The sequence below is a fragment of the Rhodovulum tesquicola genome, from assembly GCF_024128855.1.
Classification (GTDB): Bacteria; Pseudomonadota; Alphaproteobacteria; order Rhodobacterales; family Rhodobacteraceae; genus Rhodovulum; species Rhodovulum tesquicola.
This window is the reverse complement of the sequence record NZ_JAMYDV010000006.1, coordinates 90174-112170: the sequence shown is the minus strand read 5'-3', so window position 1 is coordinate 112170 and position 21997 is coordinate 90174. Positions and strand designations below refer to the sequence as shown.

Sequence of the window (21997 nt, the reverse complement as noted above, 5' to 3'; positions counted from 1 at the left end):
GTAATTTCCCCGCCGCAGGTCCGGGCCACGCAGAGCGCGGACCGGCCGTCTCGGTCAGATCGCCGAACTGTGACCCGCCTTCGACAGGTCGTAGGCGTCGAAGGCGCGGGCGATCATCCGGGTCAGCGGCTTGCCATGCTCGGGGATCACCAGCCCGTCATTGGTCAGGTCCACGAAACCCGCGAACTGGTCGACGACCTCGCCGAACATGCGGTTCAGTTCCGATTTCGAGATGCCGAAGGTCTCGGTGATCTCGGCGGTCGAGATGCGGAACTCGCACATCAGCTGCTCGATCAGGCGCGAGCGCATGTTGTCCTCGGGCGTGAAGACATGGCCCCGCCCGGTGGCAAAGCGCCCGTCGCGGATGCGCGCGGTATAGTCCGACGTGCCCGACAGGTTCTGCGCGAAGCCCTGCGGAAACTTCGAGATCGAGGACGCCCCCAGCCCGATGAGCGCGGGCGCGGTGTCGTCGGTATAGCCCTGGAAGTTCCGCCGCAGCCGACCGGCATCCAGCGCGCGGGCCAGCCCGTCCTCGGGCCGCGAGAAGTGGTCGATGCCGATCTCGCGATAGCCGTCCCACAGGAACAGTTCCTTCGCGGTCTCGTAAAGCTTCAGCCGCGCCTCGGGCGTGGGCAGCGCCTCGGCCGGGATCATCGACTGGCGACGCGCCATCCACGGCACATGGGCATAGCCGTAAAGCGCCACCCGGTCGGGCGAGAGCGACATCAGCTTCTGCACCGATTCGGCGATCCGCTCGTTCGACTGGTGCGGCAGGCCATAGAGGATGTCGGCGTTCAGGCTGGGGATGCCGCGGGCGCGGATCATGTCCACCGCGTCGCGGGTCACGTCATAGCTCTGGATGCGCCCGATCACCGACTGGATCTGCGGGTCGAAATCCTGGATCCCGATCGAGGCGCGGTTCATCCCCGCCGCGGCCAGCACGTCCAGACGCGCCTCGTCGATCTCGTTGGGGTCGATCTCGACCGAGAACTCGCCGGTTTCGTGCATCGGCGCGGCCCTGAAGATGACCTCGGTCAACTCCTTCATCATGTCCGGCGCCAGAAGCGTCGGCGTGCCCCCGCCCCAGTGCAGCCGCGACAGCGTCACCCCCGAGGGCAGGCGCCGGCCCAGCATCTCGACCTCGGCCTTGAGCGTCTCGAGATAGGCGCGCACCGGCGAGTCGGACCGCGTGCCCTGCGTCCGGCAGGCGCAGAACCAGCACAACCGCCGGCAGAACGGCACATGGATATACAGGGAAATCTGCGAACCGGGCTCGATCTGGTCGATCCAGCCGGCGAAGTCTCCGTCGTCTACCGATGCGTTGAAGTGCGGCGCCGTCGGGTAACTGGTGTAGCGGGGCACTTTCGCATCGAATAGACCGAGACGCGTGAGTTGCGATTCGGTGCTCATTGCACTAGCGTTATTTTCACCCAAGCGTTCGCTCCTTGATCGAAGTCAAAATTGGAAACGGAATGGCCGTGACCGACCCCCACCTCGCGCAGACGGAATGCGCGGATTGCCCGATCCGGCACCGGGCCGTCTGTGCCCGCTGCGAGACCGACGAACTGGATCAGCTCGAGGCGATCAAGTACTACCGGACCTACGATGCCGGGCAGACCGTCATCTGGTCGGGCGACCGGATGGATTTCGTCGCCTCGGTGATCGAGGGCATCGCGACGCTCAGCCAGACGATGGAGGACGGGCGCACCCAGATGGTGGGCCTGCTGCTGCCCTCGGATTTCGTGGGCCGCCCGGGCCGCGAGACGGCCGCCTATGACGTGGTGGCGACGACGGCGCTGACCATGTGCTGCTTCCGCAAGAAACCCTTCGAAGAGCTGATGATCCGCACGCCCCATATCGGGCAGCGCCTGCTGGAGATGACGCTGGACGAACTGGACGCGGCGCGCGAATGGATGCTGCTGCTGGGCCGCAAGACCGCGCGCGAGAAGATCGCGAGCCTGCTGGCGATCATCGCCCGGCGCGACGCGACGCTGAAACTGTCCAACCCGCGCGGCCGGATCGTGTTCGACCTGCCGCTGACGCGCGAGGCGATGGCCGATTATCTTGGGCTGACGCTGGAAACCGTCAGCCGGCAGATGTCGGCGCTCAAGCGCGACGGGGTGATCGTTCTGGAAGGCAAGCGTCACGTGACCATTCCCGATTTCGACCGTCTGCTCGGCGAGACGGGCGACGACAGCGACGGCGGCATGTTGCCCTGAGGCGGGCGGGGGCCGCCTGGCCCCGCGCCGCCCGCGCCGCGTCAATGCGCCATCAGGATCGGCACTCCGGTTCGCTCAAGCATGTCTCTGGTGGCGCCGCCCAGGATCGCCTCGCGGAAGCGGGAATGGCCATAGGCTCCCATGACCATCATGTCGGCCGCGATGTCCTGGGTGTGGCGCTGGAGCACGTCCGAAATCCGCGGCATGGTTCTGGCCAGCACCGAGATTTCGGCCTTCACCCCATGGCGCGACAGCATCTGCGACAGCGCCCCGCCCGGGTCCGACCGATCCGAGCCGTGCCTCGGCGGATCGACGATGGCGATGTTCACCAGCTCCGCATGCTTCATCAGCGGCATCGCCTGCTTGATCGCGGCCATCGCCTCGTGGCTCTGGTTCCATGCGATCACGATCTTCTGCCCGATCACCCCGGCATCCGCGTCCTCGGGCATGATCAGAAGGGGCGCATGGCCGTCGAACAGCACCGCCTCGGTCGCCGCCTCGTCCTCGATGCCGCGCCGTTCTCCATAGGGGCGGGGCATCACGACCAGGTCGGAAAAGCGCGCGCGCTGCGCGACAAGATGGCTCAACCCAGCGATCTGCGCGACCGCAGCCTCGGTGGCCCAGACAATCCCCTCGCGGCCCAGCCGGTCCTTGACGGCGGCCTCGATCGCGGCAGAATCCTCCTGCGCCTTGTGCAGCGTCTCCTGCTGGATGAAGGCGTTCGTACCGGCGTAGTAATAGCCCGTCTGGGTGCGGTCCACGCCCAGGCAGAGAATGTCGAGATGGGCATCCTCCCGGTTCGCAAGCGTGATGGCGGGCTCGAGCGCCGAATGGGCGATGTCGGTATCCGTGATGATCGTGAGAATGGTCTTGTAACCCACCTGAACTGCTCCTTCGCGTCGACCCTGACGTTGCCCGCGACTCTAGCGCCGAGGTCGGCGGCCGGGCTTTGACAAGGATCAACCAGACTTTGGAACCGTTCGAAGATGCCTTGACATGGATCAATGCATATTTTTGCATACAACGGGATACGTCACGGTATAGTGAGGGAGTCGGCCGCCGGGAATCGGCCGGATGAGACGAAGGGACTTCCAATGTGGGACTACGTTAAGATCGCCGTCTATGGCGTCATCGCGGTTTGTGCCGCGATCGCGGCGAGCTATGCGCGCGACTTCGCATATCAGGTGCACGCGGTGATCGTGATGCTGGTCGCGGCGGGGCTTTTTCTGTGGACGGTGCGGCGCACCGGCGACCCGAAACCGGTGCCGGAAACGGGATATATGGACGATGTCGTCCGCGCGGGTGTCATCGCGACAGCATTCTGGGGGGTGGTCGGCTTTGCCGCGGGAACCTTCATCGCCAGTCAGCTTGCCTTTCCCTGGCTCAATTTCGAATGGGCGCAGGGCCACCTGAACTTCGGTCGGCTGCGGCCCCTTCACACCTCGGCGGTGATCTTCGCCTTCGGCGGCAACGCCCTGATCGCCACATCGTTCTACGTGGTGCAGCGCACCAGCGCCGCGCGGCTCTGGGGCGGCAATGCCGCCTGGTTCGTGTTCTGGGGCTACCAGCTTTTCATCATCCTCGCGGCGACGGGCTACGTCCTGGGCGCGACCCAGTCCAAGGAATATGCCGAGCCGGAATGGTACGTGGACTGGTGGCTGACCATCGTCTGGGTGGTCTACCTGGCGATCTTCCTGGGCACGATCTTCCGCCGCAAGGAACCCCACATCTACGTGGCGAACTGGTTCTACCTGTCCTTCATCGTGACCGTGGCGATGCTGCACATCGTCAACAACCTCAGCGTGCCGGTGTCGCTCTTCGGGTCGAAATCGGTTCAGGTCTTCGCCGGCGTGCAGGACGCGATGATCCAGTGGTGGTATGGCCACAATGCGGTGGGCTTCTTCCTGACCGCGGGTTTCCTGGGCATGATGTACTATTTCGTGCCCAAGCAGGCCGAGCGCCCGGTCTACAGCTACAAGCTGTCGATCATCCACTTCTGGGCGCTGATCTTCCTCTATATCTGGGCGGGTCCGCACCACCTGCACTATACCGCGCTGCCCGACTGGGCCTCGACGCTGGGCATGGTGTTCTCGATCATGCTGTGGATGCCCTCCTGGGGCGGCATGATCAACGGCCTGATGACGCTGTCGGGGGCCTGGGACAAGCTGCGCACCGACCCGGTGATCCGGATGATGGTGGTGGCCGTGGGCTTCTACGGCATGTCCACCTTCGAGGGACCGATGATGTCCATCAAGGCGGTCAACTCGCTGTCGCACTACACCGACTGGACCATCGGCCACGTCCATTCCGGCGCTCTGGGCTGGAACGGCATGATCACCTTCGGCGCGCTCTACTTCCTCGCGCCGCGGCTCTGGGGCAAGGAGCGGCTCTACTCGACCGCGCTGGTCTCCTGGCACTTCTGGCTCGCGACCATCGGGATCGTGCTCTACGCCGCCTCGATGTGGGTGTCGGGCATCATGGAAGGGCTGATGTGGCGTGAGGTCGATGCCCAGGGCTTCCTGGTCAACAGCTTTGCCGACACCGTCAGCGCCAAGTTCCCGATGTATGTGGTCCGTGCCATCGGCGGGGGGCTCTATGTCCTCGGCGGCCTGATCATGTGCTTCAACATCTGGAAGACCGCCACCTCCGCGCCGGCCCGTCAGCCCGCGCGCGTCGCGGCCCCCGCGGAATAAGGAGCACAAGCCATGGCCATTCTCGAAAAGCACAAGATCCTTGAGAAGAACGCCTCGCTGCTTCTGGTGTTCAGCTTCCTGGTGGTGACCGTCGGCGGTCTGGTGGAGATCGCGCCGCTCTTCTACCTCGAGAACACGATCGAGGAGGTGGAGGGCGTGCGCCCCTACTCGCCGATGGAGCTGGAAGGGCGCGACATCTATGTCCGCGAGGGCTGCTATGTCTGCCACAGCCAGATGATCCGCCCGATGCGCGACGAGGTCGAACGCTACGGTCACTACTCGTTGGCGGCGGAGTCGATGTATGACCACCCGTTCCAGTGGGGGTCCAAGCGGACCGGGCCCGACCTCGCCCGCGTCGGCGGGCGCTACTCGGACGACTGGCATGTCCAGCACCTGCGCGACCCGCAATCTGTGGTGCCGGAATCGATCATGCCCAAATACGGCTTCCTCGAGAACCGGATGATCGACCCGCAGGGGATCGCGGACAAGCTGCGCGTTCACCGCATGGTCGGCGTGCCCTATACCGACGAGATGATCGAGAACGCGGTGGCGGATTTCAACGCCCAGATCGACCCGTTCTCGGATGGCGCCGATGCGCTGCTGGAACGCTATCCCGGTGCGCAGGTGCGCAATTTCGACGGCAGGCCAGGCATCTCGGAAATGGATGCGCTGGTCGCCTATCTGCAGATGCTGGGCACGCTGGTCGATTTCTCGACCTTCGAGCCGCATGCAAGCCGGTAGGGGGGGGGCGCAATGGAAACCTATACCGCCATGCGCGCCTTCGCGGACAGCTGGATGCTCTTGTTCCTGACGCTGTTCTTCATCGGCGTGATCTTCTGGGCTTTGCGCCCGGGCAGCGCGCGGGTGCATCGCGACAGCGCCGACATCCCGTTCCGGCATGACAACGAACCCGCCCCGTCCGATGACGCGGATGAGGCCGCCCGCCACAAGGAGGCGCGGACATGAGCACGAGCGACAAGAAACCCCTGCCCGAAGACGTGGTCGGCACCACCGGCCATAGCTGGGACGGCATCGAGGAGTTGAACAATCCCCTGCCGCGCTGGTGGCTCTGGTCCTTCTACGCCTGCATCGCCTTCGCACTGATCTACGCGGTCCTTTACCCGGCCATCCCGCTGAAATCGGGGGCGACGCCGGGCCTTCTGGGCTATTCGACCCGGGCCGAGGTGGCGCGCGAGATCGAGCGGTTCCAGGGGGCGAATGCCGATCTGGTGGCGCGTCTGATCGAGGTGGAACTGGACCCCGAGGTGATCCGCGCCGATCCCGACCTCTACAACTACGCCGTTCAGGGCGGGGCGGCGGTGTTCCGGACCTTCTGCGCGCAATGCCACGGCTCGGGTGCGGCGGGCGTGCAGGCGGCGGGCTATCCCAGCCTTCTGGACGATGACTGGCTCTGGGGTGGCGCGCTCGAGGACATCTATACCACCGTCACCCACGGCATCCGCAACGAGGACGATCCGGATGCGCGCTGGTCCCAGATGCCGGCCTTCGGCGTGGACGAGTTGCTGACCGACGAGGAAATCGGGCAGGTCGTGCATTACGTCCGAAAAATATCCGGCCAGGAACATGATGCCGCATTGGCAAGCGATGGCGAAGAGGTGTTTCTATACAACTGTGCCTCGTGCCACATGGATGATGGAACCGGAGACCGCTATCAGGGCGCGCCCAATCTGACGGACGCGATCTGGCTTTATGGCGGAAGTGTCGAGACGCTGACCGAAACGGTGTTCTACGCGCGCTTCGGCGTCATGCCGAGCCACCAGGAACGCCTGAGCGAGGCCGACCGGCGTGCGGTTGCGACCTATGTCCATCAGCTTGGCGGGGGCGAGTGAGATCAAAGTCTTCCGGGGGCCGCAAGGCCCCCGGTCGATGGCACCGGCCCCCATCCTGTTCGCGCGTTTCCACGGGGGCCGGTGTTCATCCTCGCCCATCCCCCCGAACCCGTCCAGCGCGCCAGGTGAGATACGGCTGTTCGCCTGCGCACAGATTTGGAACTTTTCCAGTTCTCAGGCGAGGCGTCCGCTGATTCGGTCCGGCCGCGGCCCAGAATGTGAACGGGCGGGTGCTTTCAATCGCCCGGCGCAAGGTCTAGTTAGAACAGATGCAGGGTCCAGTGGCGCGCCGCGAACGGCCGGCCGGGCCTGCAGCCCGAACGGAGTGAGCCCGTGAGCTCGACAGAACAGCCCCCCGAACGCCTTTACGTCGCCCGCGAACCGATCTTCCCGCGCCGCGTCTCGGGCAGGTTCCGCACCCTCAGATGGTGGCTTCTCGCCATCTGCCTCGGCATCTACTACCTGCTGCCCTGGATCCGCTGGGACCGGGGGCCGAACATGCCCGACCAGGCGGTGCTGATCGACCTTGCCAACCGGCGCTTCTTCTTCTTCTGGATCGAGATCTGGCCGCACGAATTCTATTTCGTCGCGGGCCTGCTGATCATGGCGGGGCTGGGGCTGTTCCTGTTCACCTCGGCACTGGGCCGGGTGTGGTGCGGCTATTTCTGCCCGCAGACGGTCTGGACCGACCTGTTCATCCTGACCGAGCGCTGGATCGAGGGCGACCGCAACAAGCGCGCGCGGCTGTGGAACGCCAAGTGGGATCTGCACAAGACGCGCCTGCGGCTGTCCAAATGGACGCTCTGGCTGCTGATCTCGGTGGCGACGGGCGGCGCCTGGGTGTTCTACTTCGCCGACGCGCCGACGCTCTTGTGGAACCTGATCACGCTTCAGGCCCACCCGATCGCCTATTCCACCATCCTCGTGCTGACGCTGACCACGCTGATCCTGGGCGGCTTCATGCGCGAACAGGTCTGCATCTACATGTGCCCCTGGCCGCGGATCCAGGCCGCGATGATGGACGAGGACACGATCACCATCGGCTATCGCGACTGGCGGGGCGAGCCGCGCGGCAAGCATCGCAAGGCCGAGGGCGCCGAGGTGCTGGGCGATTGCATCGACTGCTATGCCTGTGTGAATGTCTGTCCCATGGGCATCGACATCCGCGACGGCCAGCAACTGGCCTGCATCACCTGCGGGCTGTGCATCGACGCCTGCGACGAGGTGATGGATAAGATCGGCAAGCCGCGCGGGCTGGTCGACTACATGGCCCTGTCGGACGAGACGCGCGAACGGGCGGGCGAAAAGCCCCGCTCGATCTGGACCCATGTCTTCCGCACCCGGACGATCCTTTACACCGCACTCTGGTCGGCGGTCGGCGTGGGCCTGATGGTCGCGCTGTTCGTGCGCTCGGATATCGACCTGACGGTGGCGCCGATCCGCAACCCGACCTTCGTGACGCTGTCCGACGGCTCGATCCGCAACGCCTACGAGGTGCGGGTGCGCAACATGCAGGGCGAGGCGCGCGCCTTCTCGATCTCCGTCACGCCGGGCGACAAGTTCAGGATCGAGATCGAGGGCGCCGAGGATGGCGTGTTCACCGTTGCGCCGGACGCGACCGAGCTCAAGCGCGTCTATGTCATCGCCCCCCCGGGCAGCGCCCCGGCGACCGCCCAGAGCACGCCCATGCGGCTGTGGCTGGAAGACCTCGCCGCCGCCGAGCGGGCCTTCAACGACACCATCTTCAACGGAAAGACACTGCCATGAGCACAAGGGAACTGACCGGCCGCAAGGTCCTGATCATCATTGTGTCCTTTTTCACGGTGGTGATCGGCGTGAACCTGCTGCTCGCCTTCAAGGCGGTCAGCACCTTCCCCGGCCTCGAGGTCCAGAACTCCTATGTCGCCAGCCAGCATTTCGACGAGATGCGCGAGGCGCAACAGGCGCTGGGCTGGAGCGTGGCGGCCGATTACGATGGCGCGGCCGGGCTGTTCCTGCTGCGTTTCACCGATGCCGACGGGCTGCCCGTGCGTGCCCCCGAGGTTGCGGTGACGATCGGCCGGGCGACCAGCAACCGCGACGACCGCGCGCCCGAGCTGGCCTATTACAACGGCGCCTTCGCGGCACCGATGGACCTGGGCCCCGGCTACTGGACCGTGCGTCTCGAGGCGCGCGCCGCGGATGGCACGCTGTTCCGTCAGCGGTTGCAGCTTTACGTCCGGGGCTAGGTCATGGAGGCCGCGCTGCGTCAGACCCCCTCGGCCTGTCCAGCCTGCGCCGCCGCCCCCGCAGCGGCCGAGGCGGCGGCGATGCCCAAGGGCGCGCGCCTGCTGCTGTCGCTGCCGACCATCCACTGCGCCGGCTGTATCGGCGCGGTCGAACGTGCACTGTCGCAGGCCCAGGGCGTGCGCTCGGCGCGGGTGAACCTGACGCTGAAACGCGTCAGCGTCGATGCCGAACCCGAGGTCACCGCCGCCGCGCTTATCGAGCGGCTGCGCCGCGCGGGCTACGAGGCGCACGAGCTTGACCCGGGCGTGCTGTCGATGACCGAGACCGACCGGCAGGGCCGCGACCTGCTGATGCGCGTCGGCGTCGCCGGGTTCGCGATGATGAACATCATGATCCTGTCGGTGGCGGTCTGGGCCGGGGCGTCGGACGCCACGCGCGACATGTTCCACCTGATCTCGGCCCTGATCGCGATCCCCACCGTGGCCTTTGCCGGGCAGCCCTTCTTCCGCTCGGCGCTGGGCGCGCTCCGGGCGGGGCGGCTGAACATGGATGGCCCGATCGCGCTGGCGCTGGTGCTGACGGTCGCGATCTCGCTTTACGAAACGCTGAAATCGGGGGAGCACGCCTATTTCGAGGCGGTGCTGATGCTGACCTTCTTCCTGCTGATCGGCCGCTATCTGGACCACCGCGCCCGCGCGCTGGCCCGGTCCGCGGCACAGGAACTGGCCGCCTTGGAAGTGCCCCGCGCGATCCGGCTGAGCGATGGCGCCGAGCAGACGGTCCCGGTGTCCCAGCTGTCAGTGGGCGATCTGGTGCTGGTCCGCCCCGGCGGCCGGGTGCCGGTGGACGGCGTCGTGACCGCAGGCCGGTCCGAGGTGGACCGCTCGCTCCTGACCGGCGAGACGCTGCCGGTGGTGACCACCGAAGGCGCGCAGCTCAGCGCGGGCGAGGTCAACCTGACCGGGCCGCTGACCGTGCGGGTGACGGCGGCGGGGCGCGACAGCTCGCTGCATCGCATGGCCGATCTGGTGGCCGCGGCGGAATCGGCCCGCACCCGCTACACCACGCTGGCCGACCGCGCCGCGCGCGCCTATGCGCCGACGATCCCGCTCCTGTCGCTGGGGGCCTTCTTCGTCTGGATGTGGATCTCGGGCGGCGATCTGCGGCTTTCGGTCAATGTCGCCATCGCCACGCTCATCATCACCTGCCCCTGCGCGCTGGGCCTTGCGGTTCCGGCCGTGGTGACCGCGGCCAGCGGTCGGCTGTTCCGCAAGGGGCTGCTTATCAAGGACGGCACCGCGCTGGAGCGGCTGGCCGAGGTCGATACCGTCGTCTTCGACAAGACCGGCACGCTGACCATGGGCGCGCCGGTTCCCGACAATCTCGACGCCCATCCCGAACAGGCGCTGGGCGTCGCGCTCGCGCTGGCCGGGGCGTCCTCGCACCCGCTGGCGCGCGCCCTGGCCGAGGCGTTACAGGCGCGCGGGGTGCGTCCCGCCGAGATCTCCGATCTGCGCGAGGCGCCGGGCTACGGGGTGCAGGGGACATGGCAGGGCCGGCCGGTCAAGCTGGGCCGCGCGGGCTGGGTCGGCGCCACCCATGCCGCGACCACCGGCGCCTATCTGTCGCTCGGCGAGGAAACCCGCAGCTTCATCTTCGCCGATGCGCTGCGCCCCGGTGCCGAAGAGGTCGTGCAGGCGCTGCGGGCACAGGGCAAGGCGGTCTGGCTGATCTCGGGCGATGTCACGGCCGCGGTCGAGGCCATGGCGCGCAGGCTGGGGATCGAGAACTGGCAGGCCGGTGCGCTGCCCGAGGAAAAGGCCGCCAGGATCGCCGCGTTGCAGGATCAGGGCCATCGCGTGCTGATGGTGGGCGACGGGCTGAATGACACCGTGGCTCTGTCGGCCGCGCATGTCTCGATCTCGCCGGCCTCGGCGCTGGATGCGGCGCGGGCGGCCTCCGACATGGTGCTGCTGGGCCGCGACATCGCCCCGATTGCCGATGCGGTGCGCATGGCCAGGGTCTCGACCCGCCGTATCCGCCAGAATTTCTGGCAATCGGGCCTTTACAATGCGGTCTTCGTGCCGGTCGCGCTCCTTGGCCTGTGCACCCCGCTCTGGGCGGCGCTGGCGATGTCGCTCAGTTCCGTCTCCGTGTCGCTGAACGCCTTGCGGCTGAGGTAGGCGCGATGGAGGTTCTTGCCTTCCTCATCCCGATCGCGCTGTTCCTGGGCGGTCTGGGGCTCGCGGCCTTTTTCTGGGCGCTGAAACATCGCCAATACGAAGACCCCGAAGGCGACTCGCGGCGCATCCTCAACGATGACTGGGACGACCAGCCCAGGCCCTGAGAGTCAGTCGATGCGGGCCCAAACCGCGCCGATCCCGTCGATCCCGACCGTGCAGACATTGCCCGCCACCAGCGGCCCGACGCCCGCAGGCGAGCCGGAATGGATCAGCTCGCCCGGGCCTTCGGCGTGACCACAGGCTCGGCGTCGTGATGCAAGTCATGCGTTGCAGGCGGGTAGGGGATCGCCCGGCGGGTCAGGATTGCGGGCCGATCGGGTTGCATTCCGACCCCTGGGCCTGCAAACGGCGGCAGGCCATCGCGGCCTCTTCCTCGGTCATGCCCACGAAATTCGCCTCGAAACCCCGGTTGCTCTGCACCACCTTGCGCAGCGCGGAATCGAGCGCGCCAATTTCCTGCAATGCGGTTCTCAGCAGGATCCGTTCGGCCTGGTTGCGCGACCCGTAGCGTCCGACATTGATGCCCCACATCCGCCCGCCCGACGACGACAGCCGGGTGACGACCTCCTGCCCGACAGGGTCGGCGGCGGCGGGCCTCGGCTCCGGCGGGGGCGTGGTGGCTGCGGTTGCGGCCAGCATGATCGCCTCGGGCCGGGCGCGAGGTGCGATGGTCGGCACCGGGCTCGGCGCGGGCGCGGCCTCGGCCGCCGCAACCGCCAGTTCGGCCTGTGCCGCCTCCAGCACGCTTTCGACGCTCTCGACGACCGCGGCGATCACCTCCGCAGGCGGTTGCACGTTCGGCTGCACGCTCGGACGGTGCAACGGGCGCGGCGATGACGTCAGCCGCATCGAGGCGAGAGCCGTGCCGCCCTCGTTCCCTCCCGGCCCGATCTTGCCGGCATGGGCGGGCCGCGCCGGCGTGCGCTGCGCAACGCGATTCGGCGCGTTCCGGAACCCGAGGTCCAGCAGTTCGGCCACCTTGGCATTGCGGCTTGCCGGAGAGGCGCCGCCGAACACCGTCGCGATGATCCGCTTGCCGCCCCGGTCGGCCGAGGCCACCAGGTTGAACCCCGCCGCGCGGGTATAGCCGGTCTTGATCCCGTCGGCGCCGCGATAGCTGGCCAGAAGACGGCGATTGGTATTCGACACCGTTGCGATCCCCGCATGCGTGCTCTCGCGCGAGAACAGGTTGTAATATTGCGGGTAGTGATAGAACAGGTTGCGCCCCAGCGTCGTCATGTCCCGCGCCGTGGACAGGTGCCCCTCCTGCGTCAGGCCGTGGGCATTGCGGAACGTGGTGCGGCTCATGCCCATCGCCTTGGCGGTGCGGTTCATCCGCCGGGCAAAGGCCGCCTCGGACCCCTCTATCGCCTCGGCCAGGGCGGTGGCCGCATCATTGGCCGACTTGATGGCGGCCGCGCGGACCAGATAGCGCAACTGGATCCTCTGGCCCGGTTTCAGCCCCAGCTTCGAGGGCGGCTCTGCCGCGGCCTTGCGCGAGATGGTGACGTAATCGTCCAGGCCGATCTCGCCGTTCTGCACCGCCTCGAAGACGATATAAAGCGTCATCATCTTGGTCAGCGAGGCCGGATGCAACCGGGTATCCGCGTTCTGTGCATGCAGAACCTCGCCCGACCGCGCGTCGATCACCATGGCCGCGTAGGGCGCGGCGCGCGCCCCGGATGTCATGAATGCCATCGCGACCGCGATGAATGATATGACAAATATGCGCCGGACGTACTGCCCCGAACGTTGCACGGCTGCTGCCTTTTCACTGCCTCGCGTCGCCCGGATTTTTTCGGTGGGCGATCGTTTCTCTGCGAAGCCTAGCACAGCCTTCGACACCGGAAAACACCCCGTTTCTGGGGAGTTTGCGGGTTTAACAAAGGTTGATCGAGATATCGCGTCGGCCGACCCGCAGGCAACAATCCCTGCCTCTCGGCCTCAGCCAAGCGCCGCGATCAGGGCAGGCAATTCGCCCAGATGTTGCAATTCGGCAAAACGGGCATGGCCCCGTGGCGGTTCGGCATGTTCCAGCTCCCAGGTCAGCTCATGCGGCACGAACACGCCCCAGGCGCCCGCCTCGATCGCGGGAATCACGTCCGAGCGCAGCGAGTTGCCCACCATCGCCGCGCGGCTTGCCCCGTCGCCATGGCGGGCAAAGATCGTCCCGTAACGCGGCGCGGTCTTGTCCGACACGATCTCGACTCCGTCGAACAGATCGCCCAGCCCCGACTGCGCCAGCTTGCGCTCCTGGTCCAGCAGATCTCCCTTTGTTATCAATAGTATGCGATAATCTGCCGCCAATGCCTCGACCGCCTCCCGCGCCTCGGGCATCAGCTCGATCGGATGGCGCAGCATCTCCTGCCCCGCCGCCAGCAATTCGCGGATTACGCTGGCAGGCACCCGGTCCTCGGTCACCTCGATCGCGGTCTCGATCATCGACAGAACGAAGCCCTTGATGCCGAATCCGTAATGGCCAAGGTTGCGCATCTCGGCCGCCAGCAGCCGCTCCATCAGCCGGTCGGCCTCGGTGTAATCCGCCAGCAAGGCGGCGAATCGCTCCTGCGTCATGCGGAAGAACCGCTCGTTCTGCCAGAGCGTGTCGTCGGCATCGAACCCGATTGTCGTGATCGCCCTGGACATCCCGCGCCCGCCCCCATGCTCGACCCTTTTCAGACGGGCCGGCCCGCATATATAAAGAGGCCCAAGCCGAACACCACCCGATTTGCCGGAGACGGGCCGCCGTGACCACCGACCCTCGCATGATGGCCGACAAGGGCGACGCCCCCGAAGGCGAGACCGGGGTCATCACCAAGACGCGCCCCAAGACCCAGCGCCCGCCGCTCTACAAGGTGCTGCTGCTGAACGACGACTATACCCCGATGGAATTCGTCGTGCATGTCCTGGAACGCTTCTTCGGCATGACCCATGCGCAGGCTTTCGAACTGATGCTGGTCGTGCACAAGAAGGGCGTCGCGGTGGTGGGCGTCTTCAGCTTCGAGGTGGCCGAGACCAAGGTCGCGCAGGTGATGGATTTCGCCCGCCGCCACCAGCACCCGCTGCAATGCACCATGGAAAAGGAATAGGGCCGCGCGCCCGCATTCCGGAAAGCACCTCATGTCCGATGCCCGCCTGACCCTTGCGCTGCATAGCGGCGCGGTCGCCTTGCCCGATACCGGCCGCATTGTGGTCTTCGGCCCCTCGGCGGCCGCGGATCTCTCGGCGCTGCCGAAGGACCGGGTGCAGATCGTGCAGGGCTTCGCCCCCGATCACGATGCCTGGGTGCGGCGCGGCTGGGACGTGGTCGTGTCCCCCACGGGCGATTTCGCCGCCGCCATGGTCGTGGTGCCGCGCGCCAAGGCGCTGGGCCGCGCCTGGATCGCCGAGGCGCTGGCCCTGACCGGCGGCGGGCCGGTGATCGTGGATGGCGACAGGACCGACGGGGTCGACAGCCTGTTCAGGGCGATCAAGGGGCAGGGGGCGGATGTCACGGCACCCTTCGCCAAGGCCCATGGCAAATGCTTCGCGCTGACCGCGGATCCGGCCGCCTTCGCCGCGTGGCGCCCGGGCGAGGGGGCGTTGATCGAAGGCCGCTACCGCACCGCGCCGGGCGTCTTCTCGGCGGACGGGGTGGACCGGGGCTCGGCGCTGCTGCTCGCCGCCCTTCCCGCCAAGCTCAAGGGGCGCGTGGCCGATCTGGGTGCAGGCTGGGGATACCTGGCGGGCGAGGCGCTCCCGGCCCATCCCGAGATCGCCGAGATGCACCTGATCGAGGCCGACCACGCCGCCCTGTCCTGCGCGCGCGCCAATGTCCCCGACCCGCGCGCCCGCTTCCACTGGGCCGACGCCACCGCCTTCGCCCCCGATGCGCCCTTCGACATCGTGCTGGCCAACCCGCCCTTCCATGCCTCGCGCGCCGCCGATCCGGGCCTCGGCCGCGCCTTCCTGGCCGCCGCCGCCCGCCTGCTCGCGCCGCACGGGCAGGTCTTCGTCGTCGCCAACCGCCATCTGCCCTATGAACGCGACCTTGCCGCGCTCTTCGTCGAGACCCACGAGATCGGCGGCGATGCGGGCTTCAAGGTCCTGCATGGGCACAGGCCAAGGCGCGCCGCTCGCGGGGGGCGGTGAAATCGCCTAGCTTGGGTATCCGAATCAGGAGTTCCACCGCATGTCCTTCTCCATCTCCGGCAAGACCGCCATCGTGACCGGCGCAGCCAATGGCGTGGGCCTCGCCATCGCACGCCACTTCGTGGATCGCGGCGCCAACGTGATGTTCGCCGATATCGACGAGGACCGCCTGACCGACGAATGCGGCAAGCAGACCGAAGCCGAAGGCAACATGCGCTATTTCGCGGGCGACCTGCGCGAAAGGCTGACGGTCGCCAACCTGCTCTCGGCGACCATCGACGCCTTCGACCGGATCGACATCCTTGTGAATGCCAGCCGCCAGATGATCTCCTCGGACCCGCTCGACCCCGATCAGGACGCGGTCGAGACGCTGTTGCAGCAGAACCTGATGACCGGCCTGCGCCTCAGCCAATGCGTCGCCCGCCGGATGATCCGCCAGGCCGAGGAGGACGGGCTGGAAGACGGCTGCGCGGGGGCGATCGTGAACCTCTCCTCTATCGCGGCCCGGCGCACCCATCCCGACCTGATGGGCTATTCGGTCAGCTGCGCCGCGCTGGACCAGCTTACGCGCTCGATGGCGGTGGCGCTCGCGCCGCACCGGATCCGGGTGAACGCGGTGGCCTTCGGCTCGGTGCTCTCGGCCAGCCTGCAAGGTGTGCTCAAGGATCACGCCGAATACCGCGACGACATCCGCGTCCACACCCCGCTCGGCCGTATCGCCAAGCCCGCCGAACTGGCCGAGACGGTGCAGTTCCTTGCCTCCGACGGCGCGCAGTTCATCACCGGCCAGATCCTGACGGTCGATGGCGGGCGCACATTGCTCGACCCGGTCAACGCCCCGGCCCACTGACCCCGCGCCCCCTTCTTCTTCTGGCCGGAAATATCCCGGGGGGAGTCCGCAAGGACGGGGGGCAGCGCCCCCCTTGCGACCCGCCGCCGGTCCGTCACCGCAGCAGCAGCATCCCCAGCGTCCGCGCCATCACCCGCGCGCTGTCCAGCATGTCGTCGATGCCCACCCATTCGTCGGGCTGATGCGCCAGGTCCAGGATCCCCGGCCCATAGGCGATGCAGTTCTTCAGCCGCCCGATCCGGTCGATATGCTTCTGGTCATAGGTGCCGGGCGAGACGACGAAATCGGGCGCCCGGCCCAGGACATGCGTGATCGCCTGCGCCACGGTCGTCACCACCGGGGCATCGCGCGGGGCCATGGTCGGCGCCACCTCGAACAACTCGCGGATCTCGTAGGCAAAGCCCGGCCGGCGGGCCTTGACCCGCTCCATCAGCGCGGCGATCTCGGCCTTGACCTCGGCGATGTCCTCCTCGATCAGCACGCGCCGGTCGATCACGATGCGGCAGCGGTCGGGCACGCAGGGCGCGGGCAGGCCGGTGTAATCGGCCGCCTGTTCCGGCTCGCCGCCATGGATCGCGTTGATGTTCAGCGTCGAGGACCGCGCCCCTTCGGGCACCACCGGCATCGCGGTCTGCCGGCCCGCGAGCAGCGGGAACAGCGTCTCCTCCATCTCGGCGATCACCGCGCCCATGTGGCGCACCGCACAATCGCCGAGGAAGGGCATCGAGCCATGGGCGATGCGCCCCTGCGTCTCGATCTCGGCCCACCAGACGCCGCGATGGCCCAGGCAGATGCGGTCCTTGTTCAGCGGTTCGGGGATGATGACATGCTGCACCCGGTCGGGGTCGAACCAGCCGCGTTCGGCGAGCCACGCGACACCGCCATAGCCGCCCGATTCCTCGTCCGCCGTGGCGCTGATCTCGACCGCGCCGCGATAATCCGGGCAGGTCTCGACAAAGGCTTCGGCGGCGATCACGGCGGCGGCGATGCCCCCCTTCATGTCGCAGGCGCCCCGGCCATAGACGCGGCCATCCCGAACCTCGCCGCCAAAGGGATCGACGCTCCAGCCATGGCCGACCTCGACGACATCGTGATGGCCGTTGAAATGCACGCATTCCCCCGGTTCCGCGCCCTCATGCCGGGCGATCAGGTTCCAGCGCGGATGCGCGTCGCTGTCGGCCGGTGCGCCCGTGGCGCGGATCATCTCGACGCCAAAGCCTTTTTCCGCCAGCCGGGCGGCAAGCAACTCGCAGATCTCGCGATAGTTCCGCCCCGGCGGGTTCAGCGTGGGGATGCGGACCAATGCCTGCGTCAGCGCCACCAGATCGTCGCGCCGCGCGGCAATCGCCGCCTCCAGCCTCTGCCATCCGTCCTCGTCCATCGCCAGAGCCTAGCGCGCGCCGAACGCCACAGCAATCGCGCCGCGGCGTTGCGGCAGGGTGCAAAACGCATCCGATGCGCCTATATCGGAACGCAAGAGGCTGACCCGTTATCCTGCGGCCGAGGGGGGCCGAGATGATCGCCCTGCTGCGCTTCCTCCTGATGGGGTTCGTCGTCCTGACGGTGGTCTATGTTTCCGTCTCGCTCTATTCCCGCGCCATGCGCCGCCAGAAGCTGCGGCGCCACTGGGACGAGAAGATCGGCACGGGCGACCGCGACGCCTTCGTCCGCAAGGGGCTTGCCCTCTATGACCGCTCGCTGCGGCGCAGGCTGATCCTCGGGGTCTACATCATTCCGATGATCGTGGTCGGCACGATCGTCTACATCGTCAATTATACGTGAGGCTGCGATGGTTTACGTCAAATGGACCTTCCTTGCGGTGATCGCCGCGCTGGTCTTCTCCTTCCTGCACTACACGCTGCCCCAGCACGACATCGTGCGCATCACCAATACCGAGGTGCGCCGGATCGACTTCGGCGACAACTCGATCTTCTGGTCGGGCTCGGCGCCCGGCACGGCGGGCGGCGTCGCCAATCGCGACGTGCATTTCATCGAGACCTTCCGCCCCAACGACAAGCCGATGGTCTATCGCAACGAGGATACCGGCTGGGGCTGGCCGCCCTATTTCAAGGTCAACACCTCGAATCTTCAGGCCATGGCGCGGGATCTGATCTCGACCAAGGAAAACCCGCAATGGGTGGTGGTCACCCATTACGGCTGGCGCAACGAATATCTCTCGATCTACCCCAACGCGGTCGCCGTGCGCCCCGCCGAGGGCCCGGACGAGTTCATCATCCCGTGGTTCAACATCGCCGTCCTGTTCAGCCTCGCGGTCTTCGCGGCGTGGGTCTGGACCTTGTTCGCCCGGTTCAAGGAGAACCGGATCGAACCGCTGATCGACGACCCGGACAGCCGCGCCGGGGCGGTCCTGCGCCGTCTGTTCGGCGGGGGCGGGCGGTAGCGCTCAGGCCCCCCACGGGATCAGGATCGTCCTGACATCGGTGGCCGCGCGCAGGAACGCGCGGTCCTCGCCCTCCGCGCCCCACCAGTCGCGGGCGCGTCCGTGATTGACCCAGCTCCGTTTCAGGTCGCCCGCCGCCGCGCGCTCGATCCCGGCGGACAGGTCCGCGGATGAAAACGACCAGACCGCATCGACATCCATATGCGCGGCCAGCGGTTCGGCCAGCGCGGCATGCGCCCCGGTGAGCAGGTTCACCACACCCCCCGGCAGGTCCGATGCCTCCAGCACCTCGCAGAACGCCGCCGCCGCCAGCGGGCAGGGCTCCGAGGGGACCAGCACGCAGGCATTGCCCATCGCGATGGCGGGCGCCAGCACCGAGACAAGGCCCAGAAGCGGCGCCTCGTCCGGGCAAAGCGCGCCGATCACGCCCAGGGGCACCGCCATCGCCAGCGCCGTGCCGCGGGTCGGCCCCGGCCTGATCTCGCCCGCCTGCGTCCCGGCGCGCCCGGCCCATGTGAACAGCCGTTCGACACTTTGCGCCACCTCGGCCTTTGCGCCGGGTCCCCCGGTCATCGTCCGCAGCAGGTCCGCAACCTCGCCCGCCCGCGCCGACAGGGCCTCGGCGATGGTGCATAGCACCTGCGCACGGGCCTGCGCGCCCTGCGTCGCCCATCCCGGTTGTGCCTTGCGCGCCGCCGCCACCGCGGCATGGACATCCTCGCGCGTGGCCAGCCCCACATGGCCGATCACCTGCCCGCGCGGCCCATGGATCGCGCGCGCCTGCCCACCACTTGGCGGCACCCGCCTGCCCCCGATCCACAGCCTTTCGGCCCGCGCCAGCGGATCGCCTTGCCGGGGCGGGGCGGGCGGTTTCAGCCGCTTTCCCCGTCCCTCGGGCCGCAGATACGCGGTCAGCCCGTCCAGGCCGCCGACTCCGGCCGCATCGACCAGGTTCGCCCCGTTCACCCGGACGACCCCCGCCGCCAGCCCCGCCGCCACGTCCAGCGCCAGGGTGATGGTCTCGGACCAGACGCTCGCCACCTGCCCATGGCGGGCGTCATTGGCCATCTGCACCGCTTCGGTCGGCGTGCGGAAGGTGGTCGAGACCAGCACGGGGCCGAAAACCTCCGCCTGCATCAGCCGCGAGGCCGGGGCCAGCCCCGAGACCAGCGTCGGCGGATGGAACGCCCCCCGTTCGGGCAACGCGCCATCGGGCTGGAAAAGATCGCCCTCCGCCGCGCCCTCGGCCACCAGCGCGGCCACATGGTCGCGCTGGCCTTCGTCGATCAGCGCGCCGATATCGGTGCACTTGTCCAGCGGACCGCCCAGCCGCAGCCCCGCCATCCGCGCCTTCAGCCGCGCAAGGAAATCCCCCGCGATCCCCTCCTGAAGGATCAGCCGCGCCCCCGCACCGCCCGCCGGACCACGGCTGCACATCGCCTCGACCGCGCCTTCGACCGCTGCATCCAGATCGGCATCCTCGAAGACGATCACCGGCGGCTTGGCCGACAGATGCAGCCCCAGCGCCTTGCCGCTGCCCGCCGTCGCCGCCCTGATCGCCCGCCCGACCCCGGCCGACCCGGCAAACCCGACCCCGTCGATCCCGGGATGGGCCACCATCGCCTCGCCCACCGCCGCGCCGCCGGTCACGACATTGACGACCCCCCTGGGCAGCCCCGCCACGCGCGCAAGGTCCGCAAACAGCAGCGCGCCCAGCGAGGTCCGTTCGGCCGGTTTCAGAACAATCGTGTTCCCCGCCGCAAGCGCGGGCGCGGCCATCGAGGCCAGCATCACGAAGGGCAGGGTCGAGGGCAGGATCAGGCCGCAGACGCCCAGCGGCACCTCGCCGGGCAAATCCTGCTCCAGAAGCTGCGCCAGCCCCGCATGGTGATGGAACAGCCGCTCGGCCAGCGCCACGCCCATCTCGCGGCTTTCGCGGATCGGCTGGCCGCTGTCCAGCGTCTCCAGCACCGCGATCAGGCGGGCGCGCTGGCGGATCAGCCGGGCCAGCGCGCGCAGATGCCGCGCCCGCCCCGCCCCGCCCAGACCGGCCCATTTCGGCTGCGCCTGACGCGCGGCGGCCACGGCGTCCTCCACCTCTCCGGGCGTCGCGGCGGTCAGCATCGCCAGCCCCTCGCCCGTGGCGGGGTTCCGCGCCTCGACCCCCGCGCGCGGCTCGGTGAACCGGCCCGCGATGAACAGCCCGAACCGGTTCCCGTGCCCCGCCAGCCAGTCCAGCGCCTCGGCCGGGCTTTCGGGGGCGGGGCCATAGTCCATAGTCTGCATCAGCTCGGAAACGCTCATCCCGTCACCCCATCGGATGCCGCCACGCGGCCGAAGGGGCGCCGGTGACATGCTGTTCGATCTGCCGCTCGATATCGCCCAGAAGCGACGAGGCGCCAAAGCGGAACAGGTCGGGCGACAGCCAGCGATCCCCCAGTTCCTTCTTGATGAGCGCGAGCCAGACAAGCGCCTCCTTCGCCGTGGAAATCCCCCCCGCGGGCTTGAACCCGACCCGCTGGCCGGTGGCCGCGTGATAGGCGCGGATCGCGCGCAGCATGGTCAGGCCGACGGGCAGGGTGGCGTTCACCGGCTCCTTGCCGGTCGAGGTCTTGATGAAATCCGCCCCTGCCATCATGCACACAAGGCTTGCGCGCGCGACATTCGTCAATGTTCCCAACTCGCCCGTGGCAAGGATCGTCTTCAGATGCGCCGGGCCGCAGGCCGCGCGAAAGGCGGCCACCTCGTCGTAAAGCGCGGCCCAGTCGCCCAGCAGCACATGGCGGCGCGAAATCACGATGTCGATTTCCGCGGCCCCCGCCGCGACCGATGCCTCGATCTCGGCCAGCCGGGTGGCCATCGGCGACAGCCCCGCGGGAAACCCCGTGGACACCGCCGCCACCGGAATGCCCGAGCCCCGCAGCGCGGCCAGCGCGGGCGCGATCATCTCGTGATAGACGCAGACCGCCGCGGTGCTCAGCCCGTCCACCTCCAGCGCGTCCAGCAGATCGGCGCGCACCGGCTGGCGGGCCTTGGCACAGAGCCGATGCACCCGGCCGGGCGTGTCATCGCCCGACAGCGTGGTCAGGTCGATCAGGCCGACCGCCCGCAGCAGCCACGCCACCCGATGCACGCCCGTCACCGGCCGACACGCGGTCAGGCTGGCGCAGCGCCGCTCGGCCGCAGGGCGGTTGACCCGGGCCGTCCGCAGCCAGTCCATGTCCAGCGGCAGGCCCGGATTGCGCGCATGGCTGACAAGCGGCAGCGCGGCGTGGGGCGGTGTTTCGGTTCGGGGGGCGTCTGGGGGCACGGCGGCGGGCACCTGTCGCGGGCGTTCCGCCCTTGGTCGCATGGGGGCACCCGGCTTGGCAAGCGGGGCGG

Annotated in this window: 21 protein-coding genes; 14 read left to right on the top strand and 7 right to left on the bottom strand. The window is 68.0% G+C overall.

Annotated features, from left to right (window positions below; all coding sequences use genetic code 11):
* Positions 1-54 precede the first annotated feature (54 nt).
* Positions 55-1410 (bottom strand): oxygen-independent coproporphyrinogen III oxidase, encoded by a 1356-nt coding sequence (gene hemN / locus NHN26_RS07710; protein ID WP_253088916.1) that lies wholly within the window; start codon positions 1408-1410, stop codon positions 55-57.
* A gap of 62 nt (positions 1411-1472) precedes the next feature.
* On the opposite strand from hemN, the gene fnrL reads away from it, so the two are divergent.
* Positions 1473-2219: a transcriptional regulator FnrL gene (fnrL, locus tag NHN26_RS07705; RefSeq protein ID WP_435594182.1), complete on the top strand. Its 747-nt coding sequence runs from the start codon at positions 1473-1475 to the stop codon at positions 2217-2219.
* Between the two features lie 41 nt (positions 2220-2260).
* Here fnrL and NHN26_RS07700 read toward each other — a convergent pair whose 3' ends face one another.
* Positions 2261-3100, bottom strand: coding sequence for a universal stress protein (locus NHN26_RS07700; RefSeq protein ID WP_253088914.1), 840 nt, complete (start codon positions 3098-3100; stop codon positions 2261-2263).
* Positions 3101-3313: 213 nt separating this feature from the next.
* Here NHN26_RS07700 and ccoN point away from each other — a divergent pair, with 213 nt between their 5' ends.
* From ccoN to ccoS, 8 genes are all read left to right on the top strand, one after another.
* Positions 3314-4912 (top strand): cytochrome-c oxidase, cbb3-type subunit I, encoded by a 1599-nt coding sequence (ccoN, locus tag NHN26_RS07695; protein WP_253088913.1) that lies wholly within the window; start codon positions 3314-3316, stop codon positions 4910-4912.
* 12 nt (positions 4913-4924) lie between these two features.
* On the top strand, positions 4925-5653 hold the full coding sequence (gene ccoO, locus NHN26_RS07690; RefSeq protein ID WP_253088912.1) for a cytochrome-c oxidase, cbb3-type subunit II: 729 nt from the start codon (positions 4925-4927) through the stop codon (positions 5651-5653).
* 12 nt (positions 5654-5665) lie between these two features.
* The gene (locus NHN26_RS07685) at positions 5666-5878 is read left to right on the top strand and encodes a cbb3-type cytochrome c oxidase subunit 3 (RefSeq protein ID WP_253088911.1); all 213 of its coding nucleotides are present in this window, start codon (positions 5666-5668) and stop codon (positions 5876-5878) included.
* Positions 5875-6762 (top strand): cytochrome-c oxidase, cbb3-type subunit III, encoded by an 888-nt coding sequence (gene ccoP / locus NHN26_RS07680; RefSeq protein WP_253088910.1) that lies wholly within the window; start codon positions 5875-5877, stop codon positions 6760-6762. Before NHN26_RS07685 ends, ccoP begins: the two co-directional genes overlap by 4 nt.
* A 333-nt stretch (positions 6763-7095) precedes the next feature.
* Positions 7096-8529 (top strand): cytochrome c oxidase accessory protein CcoG, encoded by a 1434-nt coding sequence (ccoG, locus tag NHN26_RS07675; RefSeq protein WP_253088909.1) that lies wholly within the window; start codon positions 7096-7098, stop codon positions 8527-8529.
* Positions 8526-8990: a FixH family protein gene (locus NHN26_RS07670; protein ID WP_253088908.1), complete on the top strand. Its 465-nt coding sequence runs from the start codon at positions 8526-8528 to the stop codon at positions 8988-8990. Before ccoG ends, NHN26_RS07670 begins: the two co-directional genes overlap by 4 nt.
* Before the next feature lie 3 nt (positions 8991-8993).
* Complete coding sequence (locus NHN26_RS07665) at positions 8994-11174, top strand: heavy metal translocating P-type ATPase (RefSeq protein WP_253088907.1); 2181 nt, start codon at positions 8994-8996, stop codon at positions 11172-11174.
* Between the two features lie 5 nt (positions 11175-11179).
* Positions 11180-11338, top strand: coding sequence for a cbb3-type cytochrome oxidase assembly protein CcoS (gene ccoS, locus NHN26_RS07660; RefSeq protein ID WP_253088906.1), 159 nt, complete (start codon positions 11180-11182; stop codon positions 11336-11338).
* 193 nt (positions 11339-11531) lie between these two features.
* Here the strand turns inward: ccoS and NHN26_RS07655 are convergent, their stop codons facing one another.
* Entirely contained in the window at positions 11532-12932 is a 1401-nt protein-coding gene (locus NHN26_RS07655) for a D-alanyl-D-alanine carboxypeptidase family protein (protein WP_253088905.1), read from the bottom strand.
* A gap of 246 nt (positions 12933-13178) precedes the next feature.
* On the bottom strand, positions 13179-13880 hold the full coding sequence (locus NHN26_RS07650) for an HAD family hydrolase (protein ID WP_253088904.1): 702 nt from the start codon (positions 13878-13880) through the stop codon (positions 13179-13181).
* A gap of 122 nt (positions 13881-14002) precedes the next feature.
* Between NHN26_RS07650 and clpS the strand changes: the two genes are divergently transcribed.
* Genes clpS through NHN26_RS07635 form a run of 3 tightly spaced genes read left to right on the top strand, consistent with a single transcriptional unit; the run spans position 14003 to position 16215 of the window.
* Positions 14003-14323, top strand: a complete 321-nt coding sequence (clpS, locus tag NHN26_RS07645) for an ATP-dependent Clp protease adapter ClpS (RefSeq protein ID WP_253088964.1) — start codon at positions 14003-14005, stop codon at positions 14321-14323.
* 31 nt (positions 14324-14354) lie between these two features.
* On the top strand, positions 14355-15365 hold the full coding sequence (locus tag NHN26_RS07640) for a class I SAM-dependent methyltransferase (RefSeq protein ID WP_253088903.1): 1011 nt from the start codon (positions 14355-14357) through the stop codon (positions 15363-15365).
* 40 nt (positions 15366-15405) lie between these two features.
* On the top strand, positions 15406-16215 hold the full coding sequence (locus tag NHN26_RS07635) for an SDR family NAD(P)-dependent oxidoreductase (RefSeq protein WP_253088902.1): 810 nt from the start codon (positions 15406-15408) through the stop codon (positions 16213-16215).
* Positions 16216-16309: 94 nt separating this feature from the next.
* On the opposite strand, the gene NHN26_RS07630 is transcribed toward NHN26_RS07635, so the two are convergent.
* Positions 16310-17596, bottom strand: a complete 1287-nt coding sequence (locus tag NHN26_RS07630; RefSeq protein ID WP_253088901.1) for an acetylornithine deacetylase/succinyl-diaminopimelate desuccinylase family protein — start codon at positions 17594-17596, stop codon at positions 16310-16312.
* A gap of 134 nt (positions 17597-17730) precedes the next feature.
* Here NHN26_RS07630 and NHN26_RS07625 point away from each other — a divergent pair, with 134 nt between their 5' ends.
* Positions 17731-17997: a hypothetical protein gene (locus tag NHN26_RS07625; RefSeq protein WP_132694026.1), complete on the top strand. Its 267-nt coding sequence runs from the start codon at positions 17731-17733 to the stop codon at positions 17995-17997.
* 7 nt (positions 17998-18004) lie between these two features.
* A complete protein-coding gene (locus tag NHN26_RS07620) occupies positions 18005-18616 on the top strand; it encodes a DUF1523 family protein (RefSeq protein WP_253088900.1) in 612 nt (203 codons plus the stop codon).
* Between the two features lie 3 nt (positions 18617-18619).
* Here NHN26_RS07620 and NHN26_RS07615 read toward each other — a convergent pair whose 3' ends face one another.
* Together NHN26_RS07615 and deoC are read right to left on the bottom strand one after the other, a co-directional pair.
* A complete protein-coding gene (locus NHN26_RS07615) occupies positions 18620-20920 on the bottom strand; it encodes an aldehyde dehydrogenase family protein (RefSeq protein WP_253088899.1) in 2301 nt (766 codons plus the stop codon).
* Between the two features lie 4 nt (positions 20921-20924).
* A complete protein-coding gene (gene deoC, locus NHN26_RS07610) occupies positions 20925-21968 on the bottom strand; it encodes a deoxyribose-phosphate aldolase (RefSeq protein WP_253088898.1) in 1044 nt (347 codons plus the stop codon).
* Positions 21969-21997: the final 29 nt, after the last annotated feature.